Here is a 26,602-nt window from a genome sequence, read left to right as displayed (position 1 = left end):
TTAATCTTTGTTGAATACTTCTTCTGCTATGACAAATAATACATAACGGAGGTGTTAATATTGTTTGAAGATAAAGTTCTAACTTGTAGAGATTGTGGTAGGGAATTTGTTTTTTCAGCTTCAGAGCAAGAGTTCTTCGCTTCAAAAGGGTTTACTAACGAGCCGGGTCGGTGTCAAGAATGCCGAGCTGCTAAAAAGGCTCAATCGGGTGGCGGCGGATACAACCGACAAGAACGGGAAATGTTTCCTGCCACCTGCGCTACTTGTGGAAAAGAGACGACAGTACCTTTCCGCCCATCTGGTGAAAAGCCAGTGTATTGTCGAGAATGCTTCCAACCCCCTCCACGTAACAATTGGTAGACAGCCACAAAAAATCTCCCATATCCTGGGAGATTTTTTTGTCCCTATTTATCAAATAGCTTAACGTAGTCTCCATAGCCTTCTTTTTCGAGGTCCTCAAGGGGAATAAAACGCAGTGCGGCAGAATTGATGCAATAACGCAACCCTGAGGGTTTGGGGCCATCGTTGAAAACATGTCCAAGGTGAGCTCCTGTCTTAGTGCTTGTAACTTCTGTCCTTTGCATAAAATGGCTCAAATCCTTCTGTTCCATAACCACCTCTGGCTGAAGAGGTTTAGAAAAGCTGGGCCACCCGCACCCAGAATCAAATTTATCTTGGGAACTGTATAGAGGTTCACCAGATATCACATCGACATAAATGCCAATTTTATTATTATCCCAGTATTCATTCTTAAAGGCGGGCTCGGTACCTTTATTCTGTGTCACTTCATATTGAATCTTCGTCAGTTTTGATTTCAAAAGATCTTTTTCTTTACCTTTACTCCAGTGTTCTTTTAGGAAAGCATCCCTACCTGATCCTTGACGGTACGCACCGTATCTTAATGGATTTTTCTGATGATAGTCCTGATGATAGTCTTCAGCAGGATAGAACGTTGCAGCTGGAAGGATTTTCGTGACAATAGGGTCTGCAAACCTTCCACTTTCCTCAAGGATCTGCTTGGACTCTAAAGCCTCACGATGTTGATCCTCGTTATGATAAAAGATTGCCGTTTGATAAGGTTGCCCCCGATCAAAAAACTGCCCCTCAGAGTTTGTTGGATCAATCTGCTGCCAGTAGATATCCAGCAGTTTCTCATATGGAAATATTACTGGATCAAACGTAATCTGTACGGCCTCATAATGCCCTGTCTTCTTAGAGCAGACGTCCTCATAGGTTGGATTAACCATGGTCCCACCAGTATAACCAGACACCACGTTGATAATTCCTGGCGTTTCCTCAAACGGTTTCACCATGCACCAGAAGCACCCTCCGGCAAAGGTAGCAAGTTGGAATTCGTTAGTATTCATAGCCATAGTTTCTCATCCATTCCCTTTCTATTATTATGGGTTACATTTAATATTCCATACGACTGTCATTTTGATCCTAGTCTCGATGTTTAACTATAGGTAAAACGAGTTTCACAAAGTATTGCTTGGATCCGTAGTTTTTGCTATATATCCTTTTGATACATGCGACGCGTCGCAGAAGGGTTTGTTACGTGATTTTCCACACCTGCAAAGGGTTAGCTGATTCCTTACAGCGTACGGTGTACCGTCGCACGACTCGATGGGGATTCCTCCTCTTACCCAAATTGGACCGCTAACCTTTTTGGCAGGATCTTCAATGATTCCTATCGATGGGACATAGGGTGGTTCTATGGCCTTCCCTGTCTTTTTATTCCAAGCAATCAGTCTCCCCGCGGGACAATCCCAAGCTCCTTGGATAGCGCTTGCACGATATTCCGGGTTATAAGACTCTTCTGTAAGATCCCAAACCCCTCCTTCTTTTCGATGACAAAAGCGAGCTAGGGCACACAGTTGTTGTGCATCCGTTAGAATTAGATCTGGACCCTCGATCGTTTCGGGATTTTCCAGATAGTTTCCTTTGCTAGCTGTTTCAGTGCCATCATATCCGATTTTTTGATGAGTTCCGTCGCAGTACGGACTGTTAGAGGATTCGCCACAGCTGCAAAGCGCATACTGCTCCTTTAGGGGAAAACAATCATCTGCTTTCCATTTCACAGCCTGTCCATGTTCATCTTCGATGATTGTTTGCTTGGTCATAGGGATATTACCCACTACTAGATACGGTCCATCCTTAACAATTTTTATTTTTGCGGTACACTTATCTTCAGACACAAATCATTCCTCCTATTATTGGCTTAATCAGGACTCGAACAGGTCGTTCGAGAGTGCTGACAAAGTATGGTCAAGTATCCTTGTAGCCAGGATGGCGAGCAGGGTCTTCCTAGAAAATGCCAAAAAACACGTCATGATTATAATGTATTTATTATATACCAACTTCCTCTTACTTGCTCTACGCTATCCGACCATCACTACGAAAAAGCATACGGGTGCTACTTCTCTATCTAATTCTTCAAAAGATAATCATTACGAATCGATTAAACCTAACGAGTCACGCTTACAATGTCATAGAGTTACTGGACACGAAACGGATATTTTAGTAAATGAAGACTTAATTACGGCAACCGGAATCTTACATTTTCCGACTTAATATCCAACTCAGACTTTGGGCAATTAGACAAGGGTGGATGGCGCTATAGCCCTCACGCTTGTCTGGGGTTCGGCATATCCTATAGCGTATCTGAAAAGACATTCCGTATATGGATGGGCAGCCAGTATGAGGATGAAAATTTCCAACAGGACGCCTGAGCAAATCGCGTCCGAGATTAACTTTATCAAAGAACAAAGCTGCAAAATGCTGCTTAGCAACGCCGTTGAGATCGGACAGCGTTTGACGGAAGCCAAAGAGCTGGTACCCCATGGGGAGTGGCTCAAATGGCTGACTGAATCAGTGAGTTACTCCCGAGCGGGGAAGAGAGGCCAAATGGTGCAGCGCTGCACCATTTGATTTTAACTCCATGGGCACGGTTTTTGACGCAAAAGGCTGTTTTTTCATGCACATATTTATTAAGAAACTACCCGTAAACCCTTGCAAAGCCTAGGCTCTTCCATAAATCAGCAAGCCAATTATGATAGAATTCATATTGCATAGGTCCTTTTTCAAGTTGTCCTTGACAGGGGTACACTTTAATAGTAAGGGCAGCCTTCTTCTCTTTCTCTTTACTTTTTTATGATTTATGAGATAATTGAGACAATTGATGAATGGTCATTCACTATCCGTGGTAACTAGAAAAGAAAGGTGTGAGCTATATGTCCCTATTACTCAATCCGCAAAATTATATAAGTCCTCAAATGGATTTGCAATCTAAGGAAATCATGGAAAAGACCATCCGCTTTTTTGAGGACAAAGGTCTAGCAAGCATTAAAGAGGATGACCAAGCTAGTCGCTGGTATGATGATTTTATTAAATTTATTAAAAAAGAACATATCTTTTCGACGCTTTTAACCCCTACTGGCTATGGCGCCCCAGACTCTCGTTTTGATCTAAGCCGAGTCTGTGAATTCAACGAGATCAGTGCCTTTTATTCGTTGTCTTATCAGTACACCTACCAAGTTACTATTCTCGGTCTGGGGCCTATTTGGATGGGGGACAACGAAAAGGCTAAACACTTAACGGCACAGAAACTGATTGACGGGGGTATATTTGCTTTTGGCTTATCCGAAAAGACTCATGGTGCTGACCTTTATAGTAATGAAATGACTTTAGCCCCAACAAACGACGACGGCGTCTACCTAGCAAACGGTGGCAAATACTATATCGGCAATGCTAATATAGCGGCATTTATCTCAACCTTTGCTAAGTATAAGGATACCCAAGATTACGTCTTTTTTGTGGTTGATAGCCAACATCGCAACTACAAATTAATTAAAAAAATCTCAACCTCAGGAGTCCGTGCGGCCTATGTCGGCGATTATGAGCTAATTGAGTATCCTATCACTTCGGATGAGATTCTTTCTAGCGGGCCACTAGCATGGGATTCAGCCCTTTCTACCGTTAACGTTGGCAAATTCCAACTAGGTTTTGCGTCAATTGGAATTTGTACCCATGCGTATTATGAGGCCTTGAATCACGCCTCCAATAGATTACTGTATGGTAAAAAGGTTACTGATTTCCCACATATTCAAAAAATCTTTACGGAGTCTTATGCTCGCCTGACTGCCATGAAACTGTATGCTCTAAGAAGTTTAGACTATTTCCGTTCTGCTTCTGACGAGGATAGACGATATTTACTCTTTAATCCTATTCAAAAGATGAAAGTAACAACTCAAGGAATGAAAATTATTGAAATGCTCCTCGATGCTATAGCTGCTAAAGGATTTGAACAGGACACTTATTTCGAGACCGCTATCCGGGACATTGGCATGATCCCACGTTTAGAGGGCACTACGCATGTAAATATTGCCCTTGTCATCAAATTTATGAACAATTATTTCTTCAACCCGATGGAATACCCCGTTATCCCTAAACGCGATGATCCAGCAGACGATTCCTACCTTTTCCGTCAGAAGGCGGGCAAACTTGCGTCTGTCCGGTTCCCTAACTACCACTTGGCCTACGAAGGAATTCAGGTTCCCAATGTATCAATTTTCTTAGAACAAATCGAACTCTTCCGTACATTCTTAGAACAGGCCAGTCCAACTCCTGAACAGCTAAAAAATATTGACTATATGCTCGCTTTGGGTGAGATGTTCACCCTGATCGTTTATGCGCAGTTGATCTTGGAAGATTCCAAACTTAATACCATCTCTCTCGCTTTACTCGATGAAATTTTCAACTTTTTGGTTCGAGACTTTGCTCAATTTGCTTTGACTCAGATCTCTAATTATAATAACGCAGTGCAGCAAGATGAACTCTTGAAAGCAATGATGAAAACACCAACTCTTAATCCTGCAACTGTTCAAACGCTTTGGGAGACTGAGGTAAAGCCTTTACTTGGTGTTTATCAGTGACGTGGGGCCCATAACATAATTGATACACCGACCAGGCAAACAGATGCCCCTATCCAATCGTAAGTATCTGGAGCCTTATTATCAATCCCCCATCCCCATAAAAGTGCCAGAATTATAAAAACCCCTCCATAAGCAGAATACACCCTGCCGAAATTCGGAAATTTCTGCAGGGTGGGTATTATACCGTATAAAACTAGTATTAGTCCTCCAATAATTCCATACCATAATGGCTTTGCTTCTCTAAGCCAAAGCCATATCAGATACCCCCCTCCTATTTCAGCTAAACCAGCAAGAATAAACAAAAATATTGCATTAACCACTTATATTCACAACCTTCGCTTTCACCCTCAATTAGACCGATTTCTAAGTATAGTACAGTATTATTTAATCCGACGTAGTTTGGCCTGTCCCCTAGGCTTATTTATAGGATTAATTTCGGATACTTTAGTTTTTTTGCTCATCTGCGACTTGGTGCGACGACCTCCTGACCAATACCCAAAAACCGCTACGATTCCTAGAGCAATAATAATTGTCAGATAGCCCATCTGCATTCCTCTTCTCAAGTTATTAGCTTTCGCCGTTGATAGTAATATTAGCCTTCCACTGTATCATTATATTGTTAAATATTACTGATAAGCACACTTGAGATTAATCTTCTTAGGTGCTTCGATTATTTTAATCACTCATGTGACTCCAACTCCAACTTCGACTTCGACAAGTGGAAGCCAGTCCCCGAACTCTGCTTCACTCATACTGAACGGCTGCCCCCACAGTTCCCGGTCCAGTATGAACTCCAATGACCGGCCCCACCTGTGTAAAGGCAATAGTTTGTAGTTGAAAAGCATTTTCCATAGTCTCTTTTAGATATAAGCCCGCCTGGTGTGCAGCACCGTGAACTATCACCAACCCAATAGGTTTCCTACCCTCGGCCAACTCCCGAAAAGCTTGGACCACGCTATCTAAGGCCTTCTTCTGACTATGAATTTTCCCATAGGTTTGATAGACTCCATCGTCTCCAACCCTGATAATCGGTTTGATATTCAAAAGCGACCCCATAAAGCCCTGAACCCTGCCGATTCTCCCCCCTTTTTGCAGGTATTCCATCGTGTTTAAAGTGAAAAGAGTCTCGATGTTCTTCCTCGCTTTAACAAGGTTATCAAGAATCCACGCTACATCCCGTCCTTCTTTAATATTCTTTGCAGCCTCTATTAACATTAAACCCATTCCTAGACTCAATGTTTTTGAATCTACAATGTGGATTTTCTCTTTGAATTTTTCTTTAGCTAAATGGGCTGCATTAAACGTGCCACTTAGGGCGGATGAAATATGTACGGATATTACCTCATGATATTCCTCCATTAATTTAGCGTATAAACATCCGAACTCCTCAGGAGAGGGTTGTGACGTCTTGGGAAGTTCATCCTCCTCCGCTAAACGTCGATAGAATTCTTCGCTTGAAAGTTCCTGACCAGAATACTCCTGATTCCCGAACCTCACCTTCAAAGGGACTACATGTATATCACAGTCCTTCACAATATCATCTGTTAGGTCAGCAGTCCCGTCGGTTACAAGTGCAATTCTTTTCATACGAAATTCCTCCATCACTGACTTTGTATTTTATCCTTGTTCCTTCACCATTCGATAAAATACGCCGAATTCCTCCAATCTCAAGAACGAAATTTTACTGGATTCGAGTAAACGAGACTGGAAGCATTGCTTCCAGTCTCGTTTTCAGTTCTTGTCTCCTCTTCAAGCTTATATTTTCTCTCCATTTTTTTGATGTTCATACCCTTGTTCTAATACTTCATCATAATCGTCAAAAACTTCATCTTCTAAACACAGCCACTTCAAAAGAGAATCGGTTGCTAATTAACGAGTCCTGAGATTTAGCGATATTTCTCTTAGTAATGCGAAGGAGTGATCTATGCTCGCTGTTCCATCTCCATTAATAAGGCAGCAACGGGATGGGGCTAACCAAGATCGGTCAAATAGTATATCATCACTCAGCCCATGTTGATTAAGAAATTTCCATAATTGAAGCAGACGATCTGTCAGTGAATCGGCAGTCTCTGAAGATAATTCGCTCGTCAGGGTAGGAATGATTCCCCAAGATATAATACCCCCACGTCTTAAAAACTCTTTAACTTCATCAACATAACGTACTAAGATATGTCCCCAACTGAATGCATCTACTGAGAGGATATCAAGGTTGGCGTTTAAGAGAAAAGACCAATCAGGATTGCCACATAAATGAACTCCTTTAGGGCCAGGAAGTTTAGACAAGAAATTCCCGTATTCAACTTGAGCCACTTCATACGTGTATGCACTAAGCGAGTTAAATATCATTTCTAAGCCTGGTTCATCCAACCAAACAAAGGGGTTCGGATGAACCTGATTTAATTGGTTATATTGCCAGGTTATCTTATGATGGAGAAAGTCGTAGAGAATTTCCCGAACAAAATCATTATAAATCATGGGTTTACGTTGTTCATCACATATTTTAAGTCCAAAACTGATGGGACCAACAGTCTGCCCATGAATTAATTTATAAGAGGAAAGGTTTGAAGCCAAAAATCCATTAAACGCTGCAGAAGACTCTATAGATAAAGCGAAGTGTTCTGGAATGACACTATTCTCAAGATATTCATCGATTTCCTGTGCAAAGCGTTCGTGAGAGAAAAAGAGACTTTTTTTCTCTTCGTCCACAATAATTCCCGGGAAATGTTCAGCAAATTGAGCATACATATCTTCCTTGAATCGAAAATGCGGCAATTGCGGCCAAAAAGGAATATCTAAGCTGAGCGCTAACTTCTGAGCATCTGGTAAATTCGTATGGGGTAAAATACCCATAGCTGTAGTTAAAGCTTGCCCTGGAAGCATTGAGTTTACTCCTTCCTCCTACTATCTGAATAGTCCTTAATTTACTGTCTTAAATATACCAAACTCTCCTTAAACTTTTCGTGATTTAGCGCACACAAAACACAAATCATTCGTTTATACAATCGTGAGGGTATAGTTCCCCGTACCCGATGCTCAACTTTAGTTGAACAAGTTCATTGTCCAATCTTCAGACTCTAGTAACTTCCCATATTTAACGCGTTTAAATTAGCAGTAGATTCCGCAGACTAGTAATGAAACTCGAATCTGCACATAAGGGAGAATGAGAACATTTATGAAGCAACATATCTTAATTTGTAAAATCTTTTTAATAGCCATCTTAATTATGACATGTTTTCTAGATCCTGTTAACGCCCAAACCCAATTTAACCGTACTAATGTACCAGGGCAGATTTCCATTACTGCCACTTCAGCGAAGGTAAGGTCCGGGCCAGGCACTAGTTTTCTTAGTGTAGGGTTGGTATCTAAAGGTCAAATTGTTGATTGTATAGGTAAACTCGGAGGATGGTGGGTTGTTCATTTAGAAAATGATGTTGTGGGCTCAATCTCTGGTGGTCTGGCCAAAGCATACTATCCTCCATCAACTCCAGAACCTACTCCTGCCGCACCTGCTCCCACTCCTGCTCCTGCTCCTACTCCTACTCCTACTCCTACTGCACAAATTGATCTCACAGCTGATCAACAGCATATGCTAGACCTGATTAACCAAGAGCGTTCAAAAGCAGGGGTAGCACCCCTTGAAATTGATGCTCAATTACAGAAGATGGCTCAAATAAAGTCAGATGAGATGGTCGCAAAGTCTTACTTCAGCCATACTTCACCCACTTATGGTTCTCCTTTTGAAATGATGAAAACATTTGGGATTAGTTATACTTCAGCAGCTGAGAATATTGCTGGAAACTCGTCAGTCGAGACAGCGCATGAATCCCTCATGAACAGTCCTGGTCACAAAGAAAACATCCTAAAACCGACTTTCAATTATATTGGTATCGGAATTACTGCTAGTCCAGCTTATGGCAAAATGTTTGCACAAGAGTTTATTGGACGGTAGAAAATGATTTCAATTTACGAACTTAAAGAACTAGGCTGAAAGCATTAAGCTTCCAGCCTAGTTCTTTAAATTCAATCATACCACTCACCTATAAAGCCTGTCGTAAATCCGCTGATAATGGGTATATTGATTCTCGTAAAATATCGCCTGCAACGTGTTGGGGTAGACCACCTTCTGTTGACGGGCTAAGCTAGTGCACTCATCTAAGGTCTTTATTCTTCCTACAGCCAACCAACCAAGAACCACTGCGCCAAAGGCGGACCCTTGGGGTTCTTCTAAAATCTCCAACGGCGAATTTAGGACATCAGCTACGATTTGCACCCAGGTCGGTGAGGCGATAAAGCCTCCCCCAATTCTTACAGAACGGACAACGCCAGCCATCTCGACTATCGGTTCAAACACACTCTTGAGGCGATAGGCGACTCCTTCCATCGCTGCTCGGGCAAAATGTCCTGGCCCGTGTGCCAGATCAAGCCCTATCAAAGCTGCCCGGATCGACGGATCCCAATTTGGAGAGCGCTCACCTGTCAAAAACGGCATAAGCATTAACCCCTCCGAGCCTGGTGCAACGTTAGCAGAGAGCTTTTCAACCTCCTCGAAAGATGCACCATTTAACCATTTTTCTCGCACCCATTGAAGGGTTAAACCCGCGTTATTGATAGCGCCTCCAACGACCCAAGCAGCATCAGCTAAATAGTAGCACCAAGTTCTTCCTTGAGAGTCCAACGTTGGTGTAGCCACAGTGATACGAGCGGCCCCACTTGTTCCAATCATTACGGTTACTTCCCCGGGACCAAGCGCTCCTGCACCAAGGCTAGACAAGACCCCGTCCCCTGCACCAATAACGACCTGGACATCTGCACTTAGCCCCAGACGGTCGTAGACCTCTCGGTTCATCCCTCTAAGAACGTACGTAGTCGGAACAATCTCAGACAGTTGTTCTCTCCTTATCCCTGTTATTCTCATAATATCTTCGTCCCAATCAAACTTGGTGACATTAAAGAGACCCGTACTTGAAGCAATTGAGGCGTCAATTACAAACCGTCCAAACCAACGATAAAACAACAGTTCCTTCAAGGAAAGAAACCGATCGGCTCGTAGGAAGATCTCGGGTTCCTCCTTTGCCAGCCAAACCAGTTTTCCAGGTAAATACATGGGATGAATTGGACAACAGGTTGCTTCGTAAAATTCTTTATGCCGTCTCTCTATGCGCCATTGTTCTGTTATAGATGCACTGCGATTGTCGGCCCAAATAATACAAGGACGCAAAGGCTTACCTTCAAACAATGGAATTAGTCCATGATTGACAGCGCTAAAGCTAATTAGATTTACCCTATAATGCGCTTCTGCCGCACTCTTTACCGCGTCTTTAATGCACTCTTCGACTTGAGCTAGAACAAGGTCCGAATCCTGTTCCGCCCACCCAGGCTTCGGAGAGGACGTAGGATAAAGGCGTTCAGCCTTGACCACAACATCTGCTTGATCAGAGTAAGCCACACAACGACAGCCTGTAGTTCCTATATCAACTCCAAGTGTTGCTTCTAGTAATGTAATACCGTTCATAAAGCTACCCCTTTAATGTACAGGTTGGCATTTACTCTCTTGATTTTGACTAGTCTTTTTTCACCATGGCATGGCCTCCAAATTCATTTCGAAGAGCTGAAACTACTTTACCCGCAAACGTATCATTTTGTCTAGAACGCAGGCGAGCTGCATAAGACAAAGCAATCGCTTCGAACGGAACCCCCACCTTCCAAGCCTCTTCGATCGCCCAACTTCCCGTACTTCCACCGCCGACTTCGCCTATAATTTGACTAAGGCCTGTATCTTTGGCAAAGGCTCGTTCAGCCAATTCCATCAAATATCCACTAACAATACTGCCTTTTGTCCACAAATGAGCAATCTCTTCAAGGTTCAAATCATACGGTGCGGCTTCTAAAAGTTCAAATCCTTCACCGATAGCCTGCAACATGCCGTACTCAACGGCATTATGCACCATTTTAGTGTAATGCCCAGCCCCGCTGGGGCCCACATAAGTACACGCTCCCTTCCCCTCAGAAAGTGCTTGAAGCAAGGGTTTCGCCTGAACAAAAGCCTCTTGATCTCCACCGACCATCAGGCATAGACCACCTTCTGCACCTTCCGTCCCACCACTGGAGCCAGAATCTAAGTACTTAATCCCGGACTCCGCCAACCTTTTGGATCGGCGAACAGTGTCTTGGTAAAAGGAATTTCCTCCATCAATAATGATATCCCCAGGGCTGAGGAATTGACTTAGGCCATTTTCCCCAAATAAGACCTCTTCGATAGGATCTCCTGCTGGAACCATTAGCCAAATCACACGAGGGGCATTCAAAGAGTTTGCTAATTCCTTTAGCGAGTGACAACCTTGTGCTCCTAGTTTTGCCAGTTCATTGACTTGCTCCTGAAATACATCAAAAATTGCAACCTGTATTCCCTTGGACAAAACATTTTCTACGGCTAAACCACCCATTTTGCCGAGTCCAATCATACCGTAAGAAGAATCCCTCATGTCATTCACCCTTCGCTCCAAAATTTATTGAGTGCATCAGATTAGGTTTCCGCTATAATCAAATGCCCAGATTTCTAATTCCCCGATTTCTAATTCTCCGTGGTGTTTAGACAATTCTTTCACAACCGCCTCGGAAGCCCAGAACTCTCCAATGCGCAAAGTATTTTTGATTCTAACCATGCGAATCATACTTGGATCAGCCGCATTACAAGTCTTCACAGCTGCCCTAATCACGTCAAAGTCCGACCCCAGAGTTAAAGGAATTTTTACGGGGCCAGTGACCGTTGAGGTTAGGGCATTGGGGTAAGTTTGTTCCATATCCATTTTCTCCACAAGCCTCTTAGCGACGAAGTCCGCAGTTCCGATTCCATTAGCATTACCATGGCTCCGTTCCGTCAGATCCAAAAGGACCATTTTAGCGACCTCTGGACCGCCGCTGGCATAGGGAGTCGGATAACGACCGGTTATATTAGGGTCCATTCCATCCCCGCTAATGTCTTTGCCAATTTCGTCAATCACTAATACGTCCAGCTGATTAACCGGCAAACTTGGCATTAGGCTTTTTGCCTTGATTAACAGCTTAGGTTCTTCCTCCATTAAATGCTCCGCTGGAATAGTAATAATCGAATGGGTCTGGTCATAGGCATTTTCGACAATGCCCAGTCCGAATGTTACCTGGGTCTCTTTTAACAGGAGCGAACCCATCTCGACAAGGGTCTGGGCCATGTACTTAAATCCCCGCGCATGACAGACCTCGGCTCCTTTTTGTTTCCCTAAACCAATCGTCAACATCTTAATTAACCCACTTTCGATAGGACCTCGAAAAGCAGTATGTGGCTTAATTCGGTTTACAAGGACAATATGGTCAGCCGCCAGTGCATCTTGACTTAAATAGACGGGGGTATCATCTGCTAACAATCCGATCAAGTTAACATCCATGTTAGAAACTATTTCCGCCCCTACGACCTCAGGTACAATTCCTAGCCTGAGCAGTATTTCTCTTTGTCCTTCCGCAGTGGCTCCACCATGACTCCCCATCGCTGGGATAATTGTCACTTCAGCCCCCCTCTTGTGAAGCTCAGTCACAAGGGTTCGCACGATCAACTGCAGGTTATCGATACCCCGACTCCCTACACTAATGGCAACCTTTTCTCCTGATTGAATCCGATCAAGGGTTCCAGGACGTTTAAGGGCCTGACAAATCTCGTTGGGAATATCCTGAAGATGTTCGTCGGAAAAGGTTTGGCGAATTCGAGCTACTTTAGGTAACGAAACACTTTGTAACAGTTCAGCAAAGTTTCCCACTTGTTCACCTTCTCGCGCTTTATATCACAACAGTCGAAATTTCTTGTCCAAGCTTTTTAGCCAAGCGTGTGACTTCAGTATAGTTTTTATCCTTTAGCCAATCTTTTTGAATTAACGCGCTTCCCATACCGACCGCTACTGCACCCGCTTCAATAAAGGCCACAGCATTCTCTGGAGTGATTCCACCCGTCGGGATAAAAGGAATATATGGAAAGGGTCCACGCAATTCTTTAAGGTACTTAACTCCTAAAGAACCTGCAGGGAATAGCTTAACTATATCTGCACCACATTCCATAGCAAGGAGAGCCTCAGTTGGAGTCATGACTCCTGGGATGGCCATCCGTCCATAGCGATGAGCGATTTGAATTACTTCAGGACGGACGACTGGAGAAAAGATAAAATCCGCTCCAGCCTCAATGGCCTCCCGAGCCGTTTCTGTATCAAGGACTGTCCCTGCCCCCACAACAAGACGGGGTTCCATTGATTTAAGCGTATTTATGACGTGCCAAGCATTGGGCGAATCGGAGGTAACTTCAACCATAAAGACTCCACCCTCAATCAAAGCCTGGACCGTATCATAGGTCTCTTGTTTATTGAAGCCGCGCAAAATTGCTAAAATTCCGTTATGCCAAAGCCGATGTTTAAACATTATAGGTACCCTCCATTTCGAATATTCTCACCCCTTAACCGCGCCTGCCGTTAAGCCACTGATAATATACTTCTGAGCAAACAGAGCTAGAATCAGCACGGGGAGTGTGATCACAACCGCCGCAGCCATCAGTCCCCCCCAATTGATTGCGGAGTAAGACAGAAATGAGAAGACAGCGATCGGTAAGGTCTCTGTTTTTTGTCCAGATAGGACCAAGGAAAACATAAAGTTATTCCAGGAAAAAACAAAGGAAAAAATTGAAGACGTGATAATTCCCGGTCCTGAGATTGGCAAGACGATCCGCCAAAAGGCTCCTTGGATGGTACAACCATCGACCCGCGCGGACTCTTCTAATTCCGAAGGAATATTTTCAAAGTAGGAGACCATAATCCAAACGATGAAAGGTAAACCAACCAGCATATGACTTAAGATCATCGAAGTGTAACTATCAACGAGACCAAGTTTAGAGAAAATGATGAACCAAGGTATCAGGAAGGTGATTCCCGGAACGATCCGCGCAATTAATATGGTCATACCTAACTTATTCTGGCGATACCGGGCAATCGAGTATGCAGCTGGTAGACCCAACACCAACGAGAGAATCGTTGAGGCTGCCGCTATAAAGAAACTATTAAAAATGAATTTCATAAAGCTGTACTGTTGAAAGACGTCTAGGTAGTTCTGGAACGTTGGCTCAAAAATAAAGATATTACTCGCGGAAAGAATCTGCTGTTGGGTCTTGAAGGAAGCCAGAATCATCCACAGGAAGGGGAATAAAAACGCTAGTACCACTGCTACTAGGAGCAACCGTTGCAAAAATTTAACTGGATCTCTACGCTTTGCCATACCTTAAGCCCCCCAGCGTTTCCTGGCTGAAACCAGGAGCATACTCATACCAAGCACAATCACAAAAAAGATCATGAGAAGTGACGAGGTCATACCTAATTGAAAATAAGAAAATCCTTGAACGAAACTGTAAATGTTAATGGTTTCCGAATTAAAATCCGGTCCTCCGCCTGTCATAGCATAAATAATATCGAAGGTTTTCAAAGCGTCAATCGACCGGAGAAGTACGGCAACCAGAATTGTCGGCTGTAAAAGAGGCAAGGTAATCTTAGTAAGTACTTGCCACCTATTTGCACCATCAACCATAGCCGCCTCATAGGGCTCGGTCGGTAAGGATGACAAACCCGCTAAAACAACTAAGGCAATCATCGGAGTCCATTGCCAGACATCGACAATGACTAGAGATGCTAAGACCTGTTGGGGCGAAGCTAACCAAAGTAGGGGCGATATGTGGAAGAATTCAAGAACCTTATTGGCAAACCCAATGTTCGGTTCAAAAATCAGCATCCAGACGAGACCAATAGCCACTGGGGTCGCAATCATTGGCAAGAGAAACAAGGTCTTTAAAGCGTTCTTCCCTTTGAAATCTTGGTTAAACAAGAGCGCAATACCTATTCCCAGGATCGTCTCGACGACAACCGCGGCAAAAGTAAAGGTAAAAGTGCGCCATAGAGACGCCATAAAGCGTGGATCGCTAAACAAAAGGGTTTTATAATTCTCCAGTCCTACCCAGGTCGGCGGTATCAATGACGACATACTCCACTCATAAAAACTCAGCCGAAAGGTGTATGCAATCGGAAAAACCATCATCAGTAAAACAAATATAACTGCGGGCAGTGGAAACACGTATTTAATATTCCGCTCAAGCCAACGACTAAACATGGTTAACCCCCCCTAGGTACAAATTAAACGGATAAGCCGAGCCTTCCGTATAAGCGGAAGGCTCGTTCATTTTAAAAGAGGAGTGTTGGATCGAAGACAATTACTTTTCTTTGTCCAAAATCACTTGGAATGCAGCATTGGCTATATCAGCAGCTGCCTTCACATCTTTTCCTTGAATCGCCGCTTGAATTGGGCCACCGACAGCGTCGCGAGCCGGTCCAATGCTTATGACGAGTGGACGGTCATGGTCAACTGAGGTTTTCATGGATTCTTTCACAGTTGATGCATACTCTGCTGGGAAGTTCTTAAGTCCCTCTGGGTTGTTCCATACAGACTCACGAGCACCAGGGTTACCAGCTTGCTGCATTTTTAGAACTTGCTCTTGACTGGTTGCCCACTTGATGAATTCCCAAGTAGCATCTTGATTCTTAGACTTAGCATTTTGAGCTAAAGCCCAGGAGGTAATATTGTAAGGTTTAGAACCTGCTGTTCCAGCTGGGAACAGAGCAAATCCGACTTTATCCGAGACAGTGGATTTTTTGGGGTCGGTCAAGTTTGTATATAAGCTGTCTGCATCCGTTAAGAAAGCAGCTTGACCTTGTTGGAACACTGCGAAGGCTTCAGGCCATGCCATGTTCAAAGTTCCTGGAGGCCCATAGAGACGCTGAAGGTCGCCATATGTTTGGTAAGCCTTAATGGCTTCAGGGGTATTTACCGTCGCTTTACCGTCTTTGGCAAAGTCGCCACCCATACTATAGAGGAAGCTGGAGAATTGGGTTACTGACGGAGAAAGTTTTCCGCGCGCCACAAAGCCATAAAGTTTGTTGCTAGGATCATTGATCTTCTTGGCAGCGGCAAGGAGGTCGTCTAAGGTCTTTGGCACAGCTATGTTGTTTTTCTCCAAGATATCTTTGCGATAGTAGAGAATTTCTCGTTCGGTAACAATCGGCACACCATATAACTTGTTATCCATGGTCACGGTCCCGATCGCACCTTTATTAAAATCACTAATATCCCACGTCTTATCCTTTTGTGATGTAGCGGTCAAATCATTCAACCAACCATTTTTCGCGAAAAGCTTACCTTCTTGAAGTGGGCGAAACATCATGGCATCAATAGTAGTAGTTCCAGAGGTTAATTCAACCGTTAGCTTTGTGGTTAATTGATCTTCAAAAAAGTTTTCCAGATTCACTTTAATCCCAGTTTTCTCTTCAAATTCTGGAAGTTGGGCTTTGATAGCATCAGCCCATGGGTGGTTAGCAAAAACTACGCGCAGTTGAGTTCCAGCATACGGTTTTTCCGATGCTGCAGGCTGCGTGGTTGTCTTTGCTCCACAGCCTGCGACTAGACCCAAGGTCATAGCCAAGCTTAAAACCATAGCGACTCCTCTTAATACTTTGTGCGGTTTCTTCACAGTGTCCCCTCCTACTTATTTTTAAGAATTGATATTATAGTAGTAATATTCGGTATATCTTTTCATATTCCTCCATAAAAGAAAAAAATATTCTTCTTTATATTTAATAAATGAAAATTTTATTCATACCGAGTCACCCGATTCTCTTAATCAATTACGATTGCCCCGAGATTTGCCGAAGAGACTCTACGAGCATACCTCTGAAGGAGAGGGGAAGCTTTTTTCTGTACAGGAACAAATCTACCTCGACGAACTGCCAATTCTTCTGGTGTAACCATCAGGTCAAGCAGCCTGTTTTCAAGATCAATAATAAGACGATCACCGTTTTGGACTAGGGCGATTGGTCCTCCAGCGTAGGCTTCAGGAGAGATATACCCTGCGGAGATTCCACCTGAGGCTCCGGAAAAGCGACCATCCGTTAAAATTGCCTTGCCTCCATGGACTTGTAAAAATTCGGTAACTCGATGCAACTCCCTCATACCGGGTCCACCAGCCGGACCTTCATATCGCACCACCAGAATTTCCTCAGGGCTAACATTATCCGCTGCTAAACATTCCTCTTCTGAGTTAAACACTCGGGCTACTCCCTCAATCCGACTTTCGGTTCCACTAATCGCAGATCGCTTAAGCAGTGCCCCGTCTGGTGCTAAACTGCCATATAACACGACTAATCCGCCCTCTGGTTGAAGCGGGCTTTCAAGGGAATGAATTAGTTCTCCGATTTCTTTAACTTGAAGCAAGTTGTCTCGCACCGTCTGCCCAGTTACAGTGATAATCTCCGTATGCAGAAGAGGTTCCAGACGTTTCATAACTGCTGGAGTCCCTCCTGCCCTGTGAATATCAACGACCGTGTAGTCTTGGTCATTGGGAACAACTGCCGTCAAAAAAGGGGTGACTCGGCTTAACCGATCAAAGTCTTCCAACGTGAGGTCAACTTCGACTTCTTTTGCCAAGGCTAAGAGGTGGAGCACTGCATTCAATGATCCGCCTATGGCTAATAAAACCTTAATTGCGTTTTCAAAGGATTCCTTGCTTAAAATTTGCTTAGGAAAAATTCCAGTTTTAATGAGTTTGACCACCTGGATTCCGGATTCTTCTGCTAGGCTGAAGCGCAAAGAACTTTGGGCTGGCACAAGTCCATTTCCAGGTAAGGCTAATCCTATGGCCTCAGTCAGCATTCCCATTGTGTTGGCAGTCCCTAAATAAGGACAAATTCCTGGACCGGGATAATATTTGAGAGTCTCTGCCACGAGGGTTTTCTCATCAATTTCTCCCCGTAGAAAACTCTGGCGTGCTGCCTTGGAATCCCGAGGCTTGATTTCGGGCACATTAGGCCCTGCTGAGACAAGAATACTAGGTAAATTAATTCGAGCCGCCGCCATCATTAAGGCTGGCACGATTTTATCGCAGGAACCGAGTAAAACCATACCATCAAATATGTCGTGGCTTAAAATCATTGTCTCGACCGAATCAGCAATTAACTCCCTACTGGGAAGCACATAATTCATACCGCAGTGTCCCTGGGTAATTCCATCACAAATTGCAATCGTGTTAAACTCTAGCGGTGTCCCCCCTGCTTGGATAATTCCACGTTTAACGTGTTCCGCTAGTTCTCTAAGAGGAGCATGACCAGGGACAATTTCATTCCAAGTATTGACTACTGCTACGATAGGTCGGTCCAAATCCTCGTAACGAGCACCCGCTGAACACAAATGGGCCTTTGCAATGGCTCGTTGAAAAGGTGGAAGTTGATTAAGACGATTTATCATAAAGACTCTCCTTTTTGTGCAAATTCCTGAAGTTTCAGATATGCTTTGTCTCCTAAAATGACTAGTTCTTTAAAAAGTTTATACCCATCCTGATAACGAACGATCCGAGCTTCATCAGGCCGTTCTACATGGGCAATTGGTACAAGCTCTGCACATTCCTCTAACGAATTGATTTGTCCTAAAGCATACCAAGCAAGGAAAGCACCTCCTAGGGCGGATCCCTGAGCATGTTCAAGAACCCCTAAAGACTTTCCTAGCACATCCGCCAGAATCTTTAGCCAAACCTCAGATTTAGTAAAACCCCCAGTCGCACGGATTTCTGAGACCGGTCCTGTTAAATCAGTAAGCAATTCAACGACCGAATTAAGCTGATAACAGATGCCCTCAAGTACTGCGCGAACTAGATGGTCACGATTATGATTAAGCTTTAATCCCCAGAAACTTCCGGATAGATCCTCACGCCAGAATGGTGCCCTTTCTCCAGTAAGATAGGGTAGGCAAAAAAGACCGTCTGAACCCGGTGCGACTTTATTGACCCCTTGGCTCATCAATTCATAGAAAGTACGCGTGAGCTTACTTTCCGAAATGAGTCCTTCGGAAGGTTCTCCTCGCTCTAACAAAATCCCCTGCAACCAGCGCAATAAAATTCCGCCGTTATTGATGGGCCCACCGACAATATAGTGACTCTTATCTACATGATAACAAAAGAGCCGCCCGTGAGGATCCAACTTTGGTTCGTTAACCATCCCTCGAACAGCCCCGCTCGTCCCAATAGAAATGGCTAAAGAACCTGGATAAACCGCCCCTACCCCTAAATTGGCCAAAGCTCCATCACTAGCACCTGCGACAACCCGGATGTTTTCAGCTATTCCTAACTGATCAGTTAATTCGGGCCTGATACACCCTAGAATATTGGTCGTTCTTACCAACCTTGGCAACTGCTCGCGGGTCACCCCGCACCATCTCATAGCCTCTTGATCCCAATCTCTAGTCAAAAGATTATAGAGCCCGGTGGCCGAAGCTAGCGATTCATCGATCAACCATTCACCTAGCAAATCAAACAAAATCAAGGATTTTAGATCCGCCCACAGTTTGGCTCTCTCAAAGATCTCAGGCTCATTATCTCTGAACCATGCCAGTTTGAGCAGTGGCGACATTGCATGGATCGGCGTGCCGGTCCTCTGATACAGAGAATTTCCTTGCGAGCTTGAACGTAATTGACTAGCTTGACCCTCAGCCCGTTGATCAGCCCAAGTCACAAGTTGGGTTATTGGCTTATTAAACTCATCGATCGCCACCAAGGAATGCATCGCTGTACTCAGAACCATAACGTTTGGACAATTCTCACTTCCAGACAATACCTGTTGAATTGCCTGATGAAAGGCTTCTAAGATCCGCTGCGGGTCCTGTTCTGCAAAACCGGACTGAGTCTGAAGCAGAGGATAGCTGATACTAGATTCTCGAACCAACTCGACTTCACCGTTAAAAATCGTCACTTTGACACTAGACGTTCCTACGTCAACACTTAGAATCGATTCTCGCTGCTTCACCAATCTCCCACCTTGCTTTCCCATAATATAGGGCGAAACTTTAAGGGCAATTCACGAATTGCCCTTAAAGTCATTTAAACGCAGTTAATTGTTGTAGAGATTTATGAATCACTACAATCATCAAAATCTTTTCAAGGCAATTACTTCACGAACTTTTTGTAGATTCTCCAATAAAATATCTTGCCGAAGCAAGGAAACTCCAACATACAATGTATCGATAATACTCAATTGAGCAATTCGGGACGACATCGCTTCACTACGATAATGGGATTCTTGACTGGAAGAAAGCAAACAAATATCACTTTCTTTAGTGACAGGTGATTTAGGATAATTCGTTAAACATATGGTAACTGCACCTGATTGACGTGCGGTCTTGATGGATTGCACGATATCTATGTTACTCCCCGAGTGACTAATCGCAAATACAACTGCTCCTGGCTGCAAAAGCCGAGCTGAAATAACCTGCATATGGGAATCAGTAAGAGCTATACAAGGAATTCCAACGCGAATAAACTTGTGGTATGCATCCATTGCAATCGGCGCCGATCCTCCCAAGCCATAAAATTCAATCCTAGTAGCCTGATGCAAGGTCTGAACTGCCTTCTCCAAACTCTTTTCGTCAACTAGTGTTAAGGTGTCTTGTAGGGCTTCCATATTAGAATGAAAAACCTTGGCGGCGATTGTCAACAGATTGTCATCTGGGGTGATCTCCTGGTGAATGTTCTGTAAAGGTTTGACCAAATCGCTTGCTAGCGAAATTTTGAAAGCCTGGTAGCCACCATATCCTAAACGTTTACATAAGCGAAAAATTGTTGCCTCAGCACTTTGGGCAAATTCCGCTAGTTCAGTAATCGAAAGATGGATGATCTGATCTGGGTTTTTCAAAATATAGCGAGCCACTCGACTTTCTGCTGATTTCAAGGAAGGAAGTATCCCCCTAATACGAACAAGACATCCTTGTAAAACGTTTTCCTCCATGCTTTTTCTCCCTTTATAATTGGTATGGTTACCTATTTGAATTGGTATGGCTACCTAACCAGAGTGCCATATATAAATGAACTGCCCCATTTAAACGTCGAGGATTATATCCTGTTAATTCGGTGATTCGATCTAACCGATACGTCAAGGTGTTTCTATGAATAAATAAGGCCCGAGATGAGTCTGCAACACTCATCTCTTTTTCTAAGAAAACCCTTAGGGTTTCAAGCAATTCTTTGTTTAAGTGCCCCAAAACTCCCTGAATATAGTCTTGCCCGACAATTGACCTTGTTTCCGAAAATAGAGAAGCTATACCTACATTCCAGGCCGCTAAACCAAGCTTACTGACAAAAAAACGACTGTGGAGCTCGGTTAATTTCCTTACCTCTAAAAAGCCTGCCCATATATCCGCTTCGATCACTTGTCCCACAAAGACAGTTGCTAAAACACCCAACTCGTCTGCTAATACGGCGTGAATCTGCTCAATCAAAGCTTCTCCGTAAACCCTCTGTTGCGCTAACCCACCCTCACATTGGTCAAGCGGAACATAAATAAATAGATCGGGTTTTAGAACCCAGCGTACGGGTGCCTGCGGGAAGAGGTTCTCCAACACTTCGACCACTTCAGTGCTCCATGTTGAACAGTGAACAAGTACCGGAAAACCTAGAGATAGACCTGTCAGCCGACACGTTCTTACCCGCGCTGTGAATGTCTCTGGGTCCCATTGCTCTATGAGCGCAATGTTGAGTAGTTTTTCCCAGGTCCATGGTTCAAGTTGAACGACTTGTTCACTGACGATCAGTCCGGCAACGATTCCTCGAGCCAAAGCTTGTAACAGGCGAGTTGTAAAGGGTCCCACCTCTACACTCCCTGGATCATAGACCAGCTCAACAAGTTCATCTCCAACCTGAACTTCAAGCGTCAATAATTCAACAAATGAATTATTATCAGTGGATCGGCACTCTAAACCCACTCGAAAAAGCAAACCCGTAGCATCGGAAAGACGACAGGCTAACTCCTGGGCATTCACTTGATCACTTCGGTCATTTTGAAGCATGTTACTTCACCCTAGCATTTCTTTCTTTTACCTAAGCCAAACTTATGGCTTCTACTCATATACTATCACTCTAATAGCGGTAACCCAATACACGAAACTTGCTTAAATAATTAATAAGTGGCTTGATAACCCGGTCTATGAATTACTTTTTGAGTTTCCACATCAAAATAGCGAGCCTCATTCATATCAAAAGCCACTTTATGAACCTGGAGAGGTTTTGACTGGCTCGTCGCCTCTACCCTTGCAATTAGGTTTTCTCCGTTAATTGTAAAATGGATGTAATTTTCCGCGCCCAGTGGTTCAACAACATCCACTTGCACGTCAGTCGTCCAATCTGGATGTTCCTTTAGATATGAACTATCGTCATTAATAGACTCAGGGCGAATCCCAATAATGATTTCCTTCCCTAGATAAGGGGTCAAGGCCTCTCGCCGTTCCACCAACGGTGGAAGGCGCAATTCCTTGTTCACTAGCCACAGTTGACCATTGTCTTCAATCAGGGTTGCCCGCAAAAAATTCATAGCGGGCGAACCGATGAACCCGGCAACAAACATATTGCACGGATGATTATACAAGTTCATTGGGGTATCCACTTGTTGGATAAAGCCATCTTTCATGACAACAATTCGGTCACCCATGGTCATCGCCTCAGTTTGGTCATGAGTCACATAAACCACGGTTGTCTGTAAACGATGCCGAAGCTTGGAAATCTCAGCCCTCATTTGAACCCTTAACTTAGCATCTAAATTGGACAGCGGCTCATCCATCAAAAATACTTTAGGTTCCCGAACAATTGCCCGGCCTAACGCCACCCTTTGTCTCTGTCCACCCGATAAAGCTTTCGGCTTACGATCTAAAAGATGTTCGATGTCCAAAATTGCAGCTGCTTCCTGCACTCTCCGGTCAATATCATCTTTCGGCATTTTTCGCAGCTTTAAACCGAACGCCATATTCTCATAGACACTCATATGAGGATAAAGAGCGTAACTTTGGAAGACCATGGCGATATCTCGATCTTTTGGGGCAACATTGTTGATCAATTGGTCTCCAATATATATTTCACCGCTAGTTGGGTCCTCTAGCCCCGCGATCATTCTTAGGGTCGTCGTTTTCCCACAGCCAGAAGGACCGACCAAAACCAAGAATTCTTTATCGTGAATTTCCAAATTAAAATCATAAACGACGGTAGTTTGATCGTACTTTTTGACGATACTCTTAAAAGTTAACCCTGCCAATAATACCCACCCCTTCCCTACTTCTCCTCTATTAACTAAGTCTGTTGCAATGTTCTAGCTTTAATACCCTCCCATTGTAACAAATCTTAGTGTGGATAATCTATTGGCACAATGAACAAATAAAGCTGCATCTTTGACGAATTTCGTTTAGTGCAGCTTTTAAGGAAATTTAGTTTTGTGTACCGCTCGCTAATTATTAGGATTTGATCATCACCGTACCCCCCTTTATCTATTTCCAAACTTTTGGGCACACGAATATAGATTACCTTCCCCCCGGAATTTACTGACATCCCCATAAAATTTCCATAGTTCTGGAGTTTGAATTGATCAAAAGTAAAGTCATTTTTATATTGTTTATACTCCAAAGTCTGACGACTAGGTGACCTAAAAGACAACGTCTCCTTTTGAAAGGAAATCTCAGGGGGTAATAACTGTAAATCGTTTAGTTGTAAACAGTATCCACTTTGCAATATCCACTCATTATGATAATGTTATTCTAAAGTTGTACTTTCTGGGAGCATAAGAAGAAGAACCTTTAAATAAGGATTGTGCTTATAGTTTCTAATATTGATTTTTAAGAAAGTTGGTTTGTGTAATGGCAGCAAAATCTTGGTCTATCAAGGACTCAAAAAGAAAGCCTGGTAATGTTGTAGAATTTTCGTTAGCGAACAAACAAAAAAATTCAGTGCAAGTTGTCGTCGCTACCTACGTTAACGACAAATTTGTTGAAGCTATTGGGGCAGACAACTTACCAGAATATATCATGACAGATATGCAGAAATACCTCGCTAGCATCTCTATTTTTAGGTGCCGTTGTGTAGGTCTATGCAAGTACTGCGTCAAACCGGAAGGTGAAGGAGCTATGTTCTCTAGTTCAGGAGTCTGTAAGCACTATGCTGGTCTTGCAAGCAACATATCTACGGGGGAAATAACTATGAAGAACAATCCTAAAGGGTACAAGGAAATGGACCGCTGTAAACTCGCTGTTACTAAGTGAACTCGTTCAGCCCCACTTATAGAAGTAGGGGCTTTGAAAACTGATAACGCTAACCCCCAGAAGAAGGGGGCGTAACAAAACTTGAGAAATTTTCAGGGTGGTGGTGCGCTATCCCCAATAAAGAGGATTATACACCTGTAAAGTGGTGAATAATCCTCGAAAATATCGACAATTCTCGAACAAGAAGAGGCTGTAACAAACTGGAAAATAAGTTTTGTTACAGCCTCTTCTTGTTGAAATCGGTTCTCAATTTTAGGGGTCTACTTGCCCTAGTGTTTAGGTTATCAGGCTAATGTTGAAATAAAATTTGCATTAGGGCTTAAACCCGGACTGCCTTACCGCCTTTACGTGGCTTCTTACTCCAATGGATCTTAACTTCCAAGAGGATTTGACTAGCGATAAAGATCGAGGAATAAGCTCCGATAGATACCCCTATCAACATAGCCAAAGAGAACATCCTTGTGGATTCCCCACCTAGGATAAATACCGATAGCAATGCGATCAGTACCGTAACGACCGTGTTAATGGAACGACGCATGGTCTGCCAAACGGATTTGTCGACCATATCTCCATAACTATCTGCTCGTTTCATCTTGGCTTCGTTCTCACGAATCCGGTCAAAAATAATTACAGTATCATTAATGGAATAACCGACGATTGTCAATATGGCCGCCACAAACGCTGAATCAATTTCCCATTGGAACAACGAGAAAATCCCCACAACCACTAAAACGTCGTGAATTAGCGCAATAATTCCGGAGATAGCAAAGACAAATTGGAACCTTATCGTAATATAAATGATCATCATTCCTATGGCAATAATCAATGCATAAATGGCATTGCGGGTAAGTTCTTGCCCCATGGCAGGTCCTACTTTATCCTCTTTAATATTCGTTTTGTCATACTCTCCAACCTTGGTTTCCAAGGCAGTCAGTAATTCACTTCGTTTGCCTTCTTCAAGAGCCTCTGTTCGGATTAAAGCTGATGTATCTCCAGCGGACAACTGTACAATGCCTTCTAGCCCAACCGATTTCATAGTATCCGTAATAGCAGCCTGTGTCACAGCTTTCTTAAAGGTCACGTCGAGCATTGTTCCGCCCTTGAAATCAATCCCCAAATTCAGCCCCTGCATAAAGAAGGAAATTATTCCCGGGATAATAATGAGTAATGAAATAGCAAACCACCAAAACCGTTTCTTAACAATATTAAAATACAGAGGGTGTAGCTTTTGGACTTCATCGTAAGTCGCTGGATGTCCAGTTTTCTCCATTATACATCCCTCCTAACGCCAAACCATCTTATATTCATTTTTGGGTTGATTCCCACAGTCCAGCGTAATACAAGTCTAGTAAACGTAATCGCGGTAAATAAGCTAGCAAGAATCCCGATGCCCAGAGTGAGGGCAAATCCCTTAATAGAACCAGTTCCAAAAGCGTAAAGTGTCATTGCAGCAATAAGCGTTGTTACATGGGCGTCAATAACCGTAATGAAGGCCCGGCTAAACCCAGATTCCAAGCCAGCCCGCAGCGATTTTCCGGCTCGAATTTCCTCTTTTACTCGTTCGTAGATAATGATATTGAAGTCGACGGCCATCCCAATCGAAAGAATAAAGCCGGCGATGCCTGGGAGAGTCAATACCACTCGGAACATCCAAAAAACCCACAGGACGATGAGTGCATATACGATTAAGGAGAAATCGGCTACAACCCCAGGTAAACGATAGAAGATAAGCATAAATAGAAAAATAAAGATTAGACCGTAGAGTCCAGCCTGAATGCTTCTGTTTAACGAGTCAACACCTAAAGATGCTCCCACCTGACGCTTCTCAGCAATACTCATACTCACAGGTAAGGAACCGGAGCGCATGAGGACGGCATCCTTCGCTGCAGCTTCCAAGGTAGCATAATTATCAATCTCCGCTTGACCATTGAGAATTGGAGTTTCTACTTTTGGATTCTTCAAAAGTTTATCGTCCAGATATATTCCAATTTGTTGCCCGAGATACTTGGTCGTTAAATCTGCAAACTTTTTGGTCCCATCAGATGAGAACGTCAAATTTACAACATAACCCTGCTGCTGGTCTCGCCCTCCTTTAGCATCTTTTAGTTCATCTCCTTGCAACACAACATTTCCTTGGGGATCCCTAAAGGTTAACTTGGCCGTTGTTTTCAGTATATCCACAGCTTTATCTGGGTCAGAGACCCCAGCTAAATCGATAACAATACGTTGCTTATCATAGTCTGCTTGCATTATGGGTTCAGATACCCCAAGATCATTGACTCGGTTCGAGATGATCGCTTTTGCTTTATCGATATCATCTCTCGTAATGGGGGTGCCATTTTTGTCTTGTTCCGCTTGTAGTACTAAATGCACTCCACCACGTAGGTCAAGCCCCAACGGGATACCCTTCACGGGATCCACAAGGGGTTTTATCGATAGTGCAACTGCTACCGCGACCAGTAACACAAGCGCTACTAATTTGATGATATTTCCTCGTCTCATCT

24 protein-coding genes and 1 pseudogene are annotated in these 26,602 nt (G+C 43.5%); 5 read left to right on the top strand and 20 right to left on the bottom strand.

Annotated elements, in window-relative coordinates:
• Positions 1–60: 60 nt before the first annotated feature.
• Positions 61–360: a zinc-ribbon domain containing protein gene (locus E4K67_RS11450; protein WP_135546672.1), complete on the top strand. Its 300-nt coding sequence runs from the start codon at positions 61–63 to the stop codon at positions 358–360.
• Positions 361–404: 44 nt separating this feature from the next.
• Here E4K67_RS11450 and msrB read toward each other — a convergent pair whose 3' ends face one another.
• A complete protein-coding gene (msrB, locus tag E4K67_RS11445) occupies positions 405–1,373 on the bottom strand; it encodes a peptide-methionine (R)-S-oxide reductase MsrB (RefSeq protein WP_243454419.1) in 969 nt (322 codons plus the stop codon).
• Positions 1,374–1,478: 105 nt separating this feature from the next.
• Positions 1,479–2,198, bottom strand: a complete 720-nt coding sequence (locus tag E4K67_RS11440; RefSeq protein WP_135546668.1) for a CDGSH iron-sulfur domain-containing protein — start codon at positions 2,196–2,198, stop codon at positions 1,479–1,481.
• A 502-nt stretch (positions 2,199–2,700) separates the two neighbouring features.
• Between E4K67_RS11440 and E4K67_RS11430 the strand changes: the two are divergent.
• Both E4K67_RS11430 and E4K67_RS11425 read left to right on the top strand, forming a co-directional pair.
• Positions 2,701–2,892: pseudogene (locus tag E4K67_RS11430) on the top strand (DUF3102 domain-containing protein); the annotation flags it as partial.
• Positions 2,893–3,233: 341 nt separating this feature from the next.
• On the top strand, positions 3,234–4,934 hold the full coding sequence (locus E4K67_RS11425; RefSeq protein WP_135546664.1) for an acyl-CoA dehydrogenase family protein: 1,701 nt from the start codon (positions 3,234–3,236) through the stop codon (positions 4,932–4,934).
• Here the strand turns inward: E4K67_RS11425 and E4K67_RS11420 are convergent.
• The 4 genes from E4K67_RS11420 to E4K67_RS11405 form a co-directional block, all read right to left on the bottom strand.
• Positions 4,928–5,254: a YnfA family protein gene (locus tag E4K67_RS11420; RefSeq protein WP_135546662.1), complete on the bottom strand. Its 327-nt coding sequence runs from the start codon at positions 5,252–5,254 to the stop codon at positions 4,928–4,930. The two genes, E4K67_RS11425 and E4K67_RS11420, sit on opposite strands and share 7 nt — an antisense overlap.
• Before the next feature lie 60 nt (positions 5,255–5,314).
• The gene (locus E4K67_RS11415; protein ID WP_206752191.1) at positions 5,315–5,479 is read right to left on the bottom strand and encodes a hypothetical protein; all 165 of its coding nucleotides are present in this window, start codon (positions 5,477–5,479) and stop codon (positions 5,315–5,317) included.
• A 199-nt stretch (positions 5,480–5,678) separates the two neighbouring features.
• On the bottom strand, positions 5,679–6,521 hold the full coding sequence (locus E4K67_RS11410) for a DegV family protein (RefSeq protein WP_135546658.1): 843 nt from the start codon (positions 6,519–6,521) through the stop codon (positions 5,679–5,681).
• A 282-nt stretch (positions 6,522–6,803) separates the two neighbouring features.
• Positions 6,804–7,814 (bottom strand): uroporphyrinogen decarboxylase/cobalamine-independent methonine synthase family protein, encoded by a 1,011-nt coding sequence (locus E4K67_RS11405; protein ID WP_135546657.1) that lies wholly within the window; start codon positions 7,812–7,814, stop codon positions 6,804–6,806.
• Positions 7,815–8,106: 292 nt separating this feature from the next.
• Between E4K67_RS11405 and E4K67_RS11400 the strand changes: the two genes are divergently transcribed.
• Positions 8,107–8,883 (top strand): CAP domain-containing protein, encoded by a 777-nt coding sequence (locus tag E4K67_RS11400; RefSeq protein WP_135546655.1) that lies wholly within the window; start codon positions 8,107–8,109, stop codon positions 8,881–8,883.
• Positions 8,884–8,967: 84 nt separating this feature from the next.
• Here E4K67_RS11400 and E4K67_RS11395 read toward each other — a convergent pair whose 3' ends face one another.
• The 12 genes from E4K67_RS11395 to E4K67_RS11340 all read right to left on the bottom strand — a co-directional run bounded on the left by E4K67_RS11395 (position 8,968) and on the right by E4K67_RS11340 (position 23,101).
• Entirely contained in the window at positions 8,968–10,446 is a 1,479-nt protein-coding gene (locus E4K67_RS11395) for a gluconokinase (RefSeq protein ID WP_135546653.1), read from the bottom strand.
• A gap of 49 nt (positions 10,447–10,495) precedes the next feature.
• A complete protein-coding gene (gene gnd / locus E4K67_RS11390; RefSeq protein WP_135546981.1) occupies positions 10,496–11,416 on the bottom strand; it encodes a phosphogluconate dehydrogenase (NAD(+)-dependent, decarboxylating) in 921 nt (306 codons plus the stop codon).
• 36 nt (positions 11,417–11,452) lie between these two features.
• Positions 11,453–12,721 carry a nickel pincer cofactor-dependent isomerase, group 22 gene (locus E4K67_RS11385; RefSeq protein ID WP_135546651.1) on the bottom strand — a complete coding sequence of 423 codons (1,269 nt, stop codon included), beginning with the start codon at positions 12,719–12,721 and terminating at the stop codon, positions 11,453–11,455.
• Between the two features lie 19 nt (positions 12,722–12,740).
• Positions 12,741–13,370: a bifunctional 4-hydroxy-2-oxoglutarate aldolase/2-dehydro-3-deoxy-phosphogluconate aldolase gene (locus E4K67_RS11380; protein WP_135546649.1), complete on the bottom strand. Its 630-nt coding sequence runs from the start codon at positions 13,368–13,370 to the stop codon at positions 12,741–12,743.
• A 27-nt stretch (positions 13,371–13,397) separates the two neighbouring features.
• A complete protein-coding gene (locus E4K67_RS11375) occupies positions 13,398–14,216 on the bottom strand; it encodes a carbohydrate ABC transporter permease (protein WP_135546647.1) in 819 nt (272 codons plus the stop codon).
• A 3-nt stretch (positions 14,217–14,219) separates the two neighbouring features.
• Positions 14,220–15,098, bottom strand: coding sequence for a carbohydrate ABC transporter permease (locus E4K67_RS11370; RefSeq protein WP_135546645.1), 879 nt, complete (start codon positions 15,096–15,098; stop codon positions 14,220–14,222).
• Positions 15,099–15,198: 100 nt separating this feature from the next.
• Positions 15,199–16,512: an ABC transporter substrate-binding protein gene (locus tag E4K67_RS11365; protein WP_199242519.1), complete on the bottom strand. Its 1,314-nt coding sequence runs from the start codon at positions 16,510–16,512 to the stop codon at positions 15,199–15,201.
• A 146-nt stretch (positions 16,513–16,658) separates the two neighbouring features.
• Positions 16,659–18,281: a dihydroxy-acid dehydratase gene (gene ilvD / locus E4K67_RS11360; RefSeq protein ID WP_135546643.1), complete on the bottom strand. Its 1,623-nt coding sequence runs from the start codon at positions 18,279–18,281 to the stop codon at positions 16,659–16,661.
• Positions 18,278–19,831 (bottom strand): gluconokinase, encoded by a 1,554-nt coding sequence (locus tag E4K67_RS11355; RefSeq protein WP_158408455.1) that lies wholly within the window; start codon positions 19,829–19,831, stop codon positions 18,278–18,280. The genes ilvD and E4K67_RS11355 overlap by 4 nt, the downstream gene beginning before the upstream one ends.
• A gap of 120 nt (positions 19,832–19,951) precedes the next feature.
• Complete coding sequence (locus tag E4K67_RS11350; protein ID WP_135546639.1) at positions 19,952–20,809, bottom strand: MurR/RpiR family transcriptional regulator; 858 nt, start codon at positions 20,807–20,809, stop codon at positions 19,952–19,954.
• Between the two features lie 28 nt (positions 20,810–20,837).
• On the bottom strand, positions 20,838–21,866 hold the full coding sequence (locus E4K67_RS11345; protein WP_135546638.1) for a PucR family transcriptional regulator: 1,029 nt from the start codon (positions 21,864–21,866) through the stop codon (positions 20,838–20,840).
• A gap of 110 nt (positions 21,867–21,976) precedes the next feature.
• Positions 21,977–23,101, bottom strand: a complete 1,125-nt coding sequence (locus E4K67_RS11340; protein ID WP_135546636.1) for an ABC transporter ATP-binding protein — start codon at positions 23,099–23,101, stop codon at positions 21,977–21,979.
• Positions 23,102–23,696: 595 nt separating this feature from the next.
• On the opposite strand from E4K67_RS11340, the gene E4K67_RS11335 reads away from it, so the two are divergent.
• Positions 23,697–24,098 carry a hypothetical protein gene (locus tag E4K67_RS11335; protein ID WP_135546634.1) on the top strand — a complete coding sequence of 134 codons (402 nt, stop codon included), beginning with the start codon at positions 23,697–23,699 and terminating at the stop codon, positions 24,096–24,098.
• Between the two features lie 319 nt (positions 24,099–24,417).
• Here E4K67_RS11335 and secF read toward each other — a convergent pair whose 3' ends face one another.
• Positions 24,418–25,368, bottom strand: a complete 951-nt coding sequence (gene secF / locus E4K67_RS11330) for a protein translocase subunit SecF (RefSeq protein WP_135546632.1) — start codon at positions 25,366–25,368, stop codon at positions 24,418–24,420.
• Positions 25,368–26,600, bottom strand: coding sequence for a protein translocase subunit SecD (secD, locus tag E4K67_RS11325; RefSeq protein ID WP_135546630.1), 1,233 nt, complete (start codon positions 26,598–26,600; stop codon positions 25,368–25,370). The genes secF and secD overlap by 1 nt, the downstream gene beginning before the upstream one ends.
• Positions 26,601–26,602: the final 2 nt, after the last annotated feature.

The sequence above is a fragment of the Desulfosporosinus fructosivorans genome (genome assembly GCF_004766045.1).
Taxonomy (GTDB): domain Bacteria; phylum Bacillota; class Desulfitobacteriia; order Desulfitobacteriales; family Desulfitobacteriaceae; genus Desulfosporosinus; species Desulfosporosinus fructosivorans.
Note: the sequence above shows the minus strand (reverse complement) of the source record. Positions and strands in the feature narration are given on the sequence as shown.

Coding starts and splice junctions, on each gene's coding strand:
- E4K67_RS11400 (WP_135546655.1), top strand. CDS start 8,107: ATGAAGCAACATATCTTAATTTGTAAAATCTTTTTAATAGCCATCTTA.
- secD (WP_135546630.1), bottom strand. CDS start 26,600: ATGAGACGAGGAAATATCATCAAATTAGTAGCGCTTGTGTTACTGGTC.
- E4K67_RS11380 (WP_135546649.1), bottom strand. CDS start 13,370: ATGTTTAAACATCGGCTTTGGCATAACGGAATTTTAGCAATTTTGCGC.
- E4K67_RS11415 (WP_206752191.1), bottom strand. CDS start 5,479: ATGGGCTATCTGACAATTATTATTGCTCTAGGAATCGTAGCGGTTTTT.
- E4K67_RS11370 (WP_135546645.1), bottom strand. CDS start 15,098: ATGTTTAGTCGTTGGCTTGAGCGGAATATTAAATACGTGTTTCCACTG.
- E4K67_RS11350 (WP_135546639.1), bottom strand. CDS start 20,809: ATGGAGGAAAACGTTTTACAAGGATGTCTTGTTCGTATTAGGGGGATA.
- secF (WP_135546632.1), bottom strand. CDS start 25,368: ATGGAGAAAACTGGACATCCAGCGACTTACGATGAAGTCCAAAAGCTA.
- msrB (WP_243454419.1), bottom strand. CDS start 1,373: ATGGCTATGAATACTAACGAATTCCAACTTGCTACCTTTGCCGGAGGG.
- E4K67_RS11425 (WP_135546664.1), top strand. CDS start 3,234: ATGTCCCTATTACTCAATCCGCAAAATTATATAAGTCCTCAAATGGAT.
- E4K67_RS11375 (WP_135546647.1), bottom strand. CDS start 14,216: ATGGCAAAGCGTAGAGATCCAGTTAAATTTTTGCAACGGTTGCTCCTA.
- E4K67_RS11335 (WP_135546634.1), top strand. CDS start 23,697: ATGGCAGCAAAATCTTGGTCTATCAAGGACTCAAAAAGAAAGCCTGGT.
- E4K67_RS11405 (WP_135546657.1), bottom strand. CDS start 7,814: ATGCTTCCAGGGCAAGCTTTAACTACAGCTATGGGTATTTTACCCCAT.
- E4K67_RS11410 (WP_135546658.1), bottom strand. CDS start 6,521: ATGAAAAGAATTGCACTTGTAACCGACGGGACTGCTGACCTAACAGAT.
- E4K67_RS11345 (WP_135546638.1), bottom strand. CDS start 21,866: ATGCTTCAAAATGACCGAAGTGATCAAGTGAATGCCCAGGAGTTAGCC.
- ilvD (WP_135546643.1), bottom strand. CDS start 18,281: ATGATAAATCGTCTTAATCAACTTCCACCTTTTCAACGAGCCATTGCA.
- gnd (WP_135546981.1), bottom strand. CDS start 11,416: ATGAGGGATTCTTCTTACGGTATGATTGGACTCGGCAAAATGGGTGGT.
- E4K67_RS11395 (WP_135546653.1), bottom strand. CDS start 10,446: ATGAACGGTATTACATTACTAGAAGCAACACTTGGAGTTGATATAGGA.